Raw genomic sequence first — 5168 nt, 5'->3', positions numbered from 1 at the left:
GTAGGGGTGTCGTCGGCGCGGGTGGGCAGGGCCGGTGGCCAGTCACCCACCGGCGCCGGCCGGGACACCGACCAACCGGAGCCGATGGTGCCGTCGCCCCCGGGAGCCGGCTCCGGGTCCGCGCCCGCCGGCCGGGGCCGCCCGTACGCCTCCACCAGCCGGGTGATCACCAGGCCCACGCCGAGGGCCGCCCCGCCGACCGCCCACCGGCTCACGGTCCAGCCCCCGGCGTCCAGCCAGGCGTACAGGACCGTGACCAGGCTGGCGGCGAGCAGCGTGCCGAAGATCGCGCCACGCCGGCCGTACGCGCTCGTGCCGCCGAGCAGCGCGGTGCCGACGGCGAGCGTCGTCCAGCCCAGCCCCTCGGTGGGGACGACGGGCCCGTCGCCGTTGCTGGCGAGCAGGATGCCGGCCAGCGTGGCGAGCACGGTGGAGAAGACGAAGGCGAACACGACGACCGCGGCCGCCACCCCGCCCCGGCGGCGCGCCGGGTCGGCGACCGGCCGGAACCGGCCGACCAGCCGGCGCACCGGGCGGATGGCCCCGAACAGTCCGCCGAGGACGGCCACCGCGGCGAAGCCGGCGAAGAGGTGAAACGCCGTGTCCCGGGGGTCGTACCCGCCCTGCGCCAGCACCGGCTCGGAGCGCCGCTGGATGTACACCACCACGCCGGCGGCGCCGGCCAGGCTCGCCGCCCAGCCGGGCACGTGCAGCGCCACCACGGCCAGCCCCACGGCCAACCCGCCGACGGCGGCCACCGCCACGGCGTGACCCAGCGTGACCTCGATCCCCCGGTCACCCTGCTCGGCGACGTGCAGCGCGGCGGCGACCGCCACCGGGCCGACCGCCAGGTTCACGGCCGCGGTCCGCAGGCTCATCCCGGCGGCCAGCACGAGCAGCCCGAGCGCCACCACGTTGACCAGCAGGGCCCGCAGCCCGTCGGCACGCAGCGCGGCCGGCTCCTCCCGCCAGAGCAGCCAGGTCAGTACGGCGAGAGCGGCGGCCAGCACCAGCTCCCAGGCGACGTGCACGGCGATCCGGTCCCGCCCCGGCTCGCCGTGGGCCGGGTCGTCGAAGGCGCTCTCCAGCACCGCTGCGGGCACGCCCGACGGGGGCTCCACGGGGGTGTGTCGGCCCGGATCCTCGTGCCCCATGACGCGTGCCCTCCCCAGGTCACGGCCGCAGGGTCCGACCCGGGCGGACCCGGGCGGCCGTTGCTCTCCGGTCGCCAGGCACGGTACCTGTACGCCGCTCCGGGCGTAACCCCCCGTGGTCAGCGCTGACGCGGGCCGCCCTCGCGCCGGTCCGCGTCGCGCTCGTCCTCCGGCCGCTCCGGCACCCGGCAGGACCGCTCCAGCCAGAGCGCGGCGGCCACCAGCGCGAGTGCCGCGAGCAGGCCGGCACCGGCGGCGGGACGGTCCTCGGCGGCCGCCCGGGTGGGCTCCACGAAGAGCCAACCGGTCAGCCCGGCGCACCAGCCAGCGAAGATCGCCCCGGCCAGGGCGGACGCCTTGGCCAGCACCACGAACCGGGCCACCAGCAGCGGATTGACCGGGTCGCGGCCCGGCCTGCGCTCGATCCGGCTGCGGGTGTTGACCGCCGCGTACGCCTCCAGCACGGCCAGCGCGGCCAGCGTGACCACCGGCAGCCAGGGCAGCCGGGGAAAGCCGCCGTAGAGGGTGCTGATCAGCAGCCAAGCCACCGCCGCGGCGGCCAGGCCGGCGACGACCAGGGTCGAGATCCGGGTGGGGCCCATCCTAAAGCGATCGGGATCCGCCCCGCTCGGCGGCGGGGACTGCGCCTGGGTCATGCCGGCTGGCTCCACTGGCTCATGGCGACGACTCTAACGCCAGATCCGGCCGGGGGCTCAGTTCCAGGGCGTCGCCGGCCACCGGTTCGGCGCTGAGCAGATCGGTCAGCCAGCCGTGCCCGGGCAGCCGCCCGTACGGTTGGATGTCGATCCACGGCCGGAGCACGAACGCCCGCAGGTGGGCCCGGGGGTGCGGAAGGGTCAGGTCCGGGTCGTCGCTGAGCACCGGCTCACCGGTGTCGTCCCAGGCCGCGACGACGTCGACGTCGAGGGTGCGCGGGCCGAAGCGGCGTCGCGGGTCGCGCTCGCGGCCGGCCCGCCGCTCGGCGGCCCGGGCCCGCTCCAGCCAGTCCCGTGGGGTCGCCGCCGGGTCCTCGACCAGCACCACCGCGTTGAGGTACGCGGGCTGGTCCGCGTCGCCCCACGGCGGGGTCTCGTAGACGCCCGAGCACAGCAGCACCGCATCGCCGAGGGAGTCGACCGCCGCGCGCAAATGGGCCAGCCGGTCGCCGAGGTTGCTGCCGAGGGAGAGCAGGGCTTGGCTCACGCGGCACCCCCGTCGCCTGCCGTCGCCCCCGGGCAGAGGGCCGCCCCCGCCGGGTCGCTCCGCGTTCTCGCCATGGTGACCGCGACGTCGGTGAAGGCGTGCGGGACGGGTGCCTCGGGCTTGTGCACGGTGACCGTCGCGCGCGTCACCCGGGGATCGGCCAGGCAGATCGCCAGCAGCCGGTCGGCGAGCGTCTCGATCAGGTTCACCGGCTCCCCGGTCAGCACCGCGACCAGCCGGTCGGCCAGTTCCCCGTAGTGCACCGTGTCGGCCACGTCGTCGGAACGGGCGGCCGGCGCGAGGTCGAGTTCGAGGACGGCGTCGACGACGAAGTCCTGCCCCCGCTCCCGCTCGAAGTCGTAGACGCCGTGCCGGCCGTGCGCCCGCAGGCCGGTCAGCGTGATCCGGTCGGTCACCCGCCTCCCCCCATCGGCTTCGCGGCGTCGCGCGGCGGCTTCCCGGCGTCGCGGGCGACGCCGAGGCGCGGGCTGCCGCTGGCCCGCCAGACGGCCAGGGCGTCCACGGTGCCGAGCACGTCGTGCACACGTACCCCCCAGGCGCCGGCCGCGACGGCGAGCAGGCTGGTCGCGGCGGTGGCGGTCTCCCGACCGGCAGTCGGCCGGGGGGTGCCGTCGGCGGCGGCGAGCAGCCGGCCCAGGTACGACTTGCGGCTGGCACCGAAGAGCAGCGGGAGGCCGAGCTCCAGCAACTCGGGCAGGCGGGCGGTGAGCTGCCAGTTGTGCTCGGCGGTCTTGGCGAAGCCGAGGCCGGGGTCGACGACGATCCGGTCGGCGGCCACCCCGGCGGCCAGCGCCGCGTCGACCCGCTCGGCAAGCTCGGTCCGTACGTCGGTCACCACGTCGGCGTAGTGGGCCAGCTCGCGCATCCCCCGCGAGTGCCCGCGCCAGTGCATGAGCACCCAGGGGCAGCCGGCGTCGCGGACCACCCGGGCCATGTCCGGGTCTGCCAGGCCGCCGGAGACGTCGTTGACCACCGCCGCTCCCGCCGCGAGAGCGGCCTCGGCCACCCGGGCCCGGCTGGTGTCGATGCTGACCTCGACGCCTGCGGCGGCGAGCTCCCTGACCACCGGCAGCACCCGGGCGGACTCGGTCGCGGCGTCCACCCGGTCCGCCCCCGGGCGGGTGGACTCGCCGCCGACGTCCACCAGGTGCGCACCCTCGTTGCGGAGTCGCACCCCGTGTGCGACGGCGGCGTCGAGGTCGGCGTATCGGCCGCCGTCGGAGAAGGAGTCGGGCGTGACGTTCAGGACGCCCATCACCACCGGGGCCCGAGTCCGTACCAGATCGGTCACGACTGCACGGTACCGGTCGCCGCAGCGCGATCCGGCAGCCGGTGACCCCCGGCCGAGACGGCCCTGACATGGCAATTGGAACAGGTGTACGATCGGTCGTCCGGGTCGTTCCGGGTGGACTCTTCGCGGCTTGTCGCAAAGGGGGGCGGCCCGTACCCTTTGGAATTGCCCAGCAGCGAGACGGCGAAGCCTGGAGGGAGGGCCGAAGCGGGAAAAATCCCCCCAAAGCTCACTACTCCGCGTGGTGGGTGACGAACGCAGGGTCGCCGACACTGCACAGAGTGAGCACCATCCCGCCAAGCTTGCCTACTGCACCGCCGCGGCTCCGCCGGCCGCGATATGGGGAGGTTCCAGTGATCGCCATCGAGCTCATGGAGGCGACGTCGTCCGGCGTCACCCACGTGCTCCACACTCTGGCGTCGACTCCACTCGCCGAGCCGGCACCCAAGGGCATCGACACCAACGGCGTCGTCACGTTCTTCGCCAGCAAGATCGCGCCGATCCTGCTGGCCGTGCTCGGCGTCATCTTCATCGGTCGGGCCAGCCGCGGCGAGATCTCCAAGGTCCTGACCAGCTCCGCTATCGCGATCGTCGGGCTGGCCTTCATCGCCGGAGCGGCCACACTCTTCTTCGTCGGTGACTACCTGATCGACCTGATCTTCGAATAGGCGCGGGCAGATGCGGCTGCGCACCGACGACGACATCTACCGGGCCCGCCTGGTCTACCTCGGGCCGCCCGGCTACACCCTGCCCGTCCACCTGCCGTACGCCCAGTACGGCGTGTTCATGCTGCTCGTACCCCTCTACATGTTCATCCACTGGCTGTTCACGCTGCAGGTCGAGCTCTTTCCCGCCTGGGAGATCGCGCTCGCCATCGTGAGCACCTCGTTCATCTTCCGGCACGTCGACCCCGACCGGCCCGCGCGCATGGTGATCCGCACCGCGCTGACCGACTGGCGACGCACCCGGGAGTCGGCCGCCGAACAGCGCGACCCGCGCCTGGTGGCGAGCCGGATCAGGATCCGGGAGGAACTGGCATGACCGGGCGTACGCCGATCACGGCGAAGCGGCACGCGGACGAGGCGGTGGCATGAGTCGCTCTTCCACGCCGGGTTCCCCGGCAGGACGTCACGCCGCCCCGCACGGTAACCGTGCGCGCTCGTTCAACTACCCTGTGGACGAGGATCTGGACGAGGTCGCCCTCGACCCCGCGCTGGCCACCACCCCCGGTCACGGCCGGGTCGGCGTCTTCCAGGCGCCCCGCCCCGCGCCCGGGCGCGCCGTGCCGGCCGCCCCCGAGCCGGCCGCGCCGATGGTCGCCGACAGCGCCGACATCGACTCGCCGTTCCTCGACCTCTTCGGGGGTGCCCACCCGGCGTCCCGGCCCGCGTCGCCCCGGCCGGTCGGCCGGGAACACCCCCCGATCCCGCACCAGCAGCCGGCCGTCGCGGGTCCGCCGGCCCGGCCCGAGATCCCGCCGGCCCCCGTCGAACAGGCAC

7 protein-coding genes and 1 pseudogene are annotated in these 5168 nt (G+C 74.9%); 3 read left to right on the top strand and 5 right to left on the bottom strand.

The features are described from left to right. The 5 genes from E1258_RS29610 to folP form a co-directional block, all read right to left on the bottom strand. A partial coding sequence (locus E1258_RS29610; RefSeq protein ID WP_132406910.1) for an ABC transporter permease occupies positions 1–1154 on the bottom strand: 1154 nt, incomplete at its 3' end. Positions 1155–1273: 119 nt separating this feature from the next. After that, entirely contained in the window at positions 1274–1810 is a 537-nt protein-coding gene (locus E1258_RS29605; RefSeq protein WP_132406908.1) for a DUF3180 domain-containing protein, read from the bottom strand. 19 nt (positions 1811–1829) lie between these two features. Then, positions 1830–2357, bottom strand: coding sequence for a 2-amino-4-hydroxy-6-hydroxymethyldihydropteridine diphosphokinase (gene folK / locus E1258_RS29600; protein WP_132406906.1), 528 nt, complete (start codon positions 2355–2357; stop codon positions 1830–1832). Continuing rightward, positions 2354–2773: a dihydroneopterin aldolase gene (gene folB, locus E1258_RS29595; RefSeq protein ID WP_132406904.1), complete on the bottom strand. Its 420-nt coding sequence runs from the start codon at positions 2771–2773 to the stop codon at positions 2354–2356. Before folB ends, folK begins: the two co-directional genes overlap by 4 nt. After that, complete coding sequence (folP, locus tag E1258_RS29590; protein WP_132406902.1) at positions 2770–3669, bottom strand: dihydropteroate synthase; 900 nt, start codon at positions 3667–3669, stop codon at positions 2770–2772. The genes folB and folP overlap by 4 nt, the downstream gene beginning before the upstream one ends. A 353-nt stretch (positions 3670–4022) precedes the next feature. Here folP and E1258_RS29585 point away from each other — a divergent pair, with 353 nt between their 5' ends. The 3 genes and pseudogenes from E1258_RS29585 to E1258_RS29575 all read left to right on the top strand — a co-directional run. Beyond that, positions 4023–4337 (top strand): hypothetical protein, encoded by a 315-nt coding sequence (locus E1258_RS29585; protein ID WP_132406900.1) that lies wholly within the window; start codon positions 4023–4025, stop codon positions 4335–4337. A 10-nt stretch (positions 4338–4347) separates the two neighbouring features. Further along, positions 4348–4710, top strand: coding sequence for a hypothetical protein (locus tag E1258_RS29580; RefSeq protein ID WP_007073370.1), 363 nt, complete (start codon positions 4348–4350; stop codon positions 4708–4710). Positions 4711–4843: 133 nt separating this feature from the next. Beyond that, positions 4844–5168: pseudogene (locus tag E1258_RS29575) on the top strand (hypothetical protein); the annotation flags it as partial.

It is taken from the genome of Micromonospora sp. KC207, assembly GCF_004348615.1.
GTDB lineage: Bacteria > Actinomycetota > Actinomycetes > Mycobacteriales > Micromonosporaceae > Micromonospora.
Note: the sequence above shows the minus strand (reverse complement) of the source record. Positions and strands in the feature narration are given on the sequence as shown.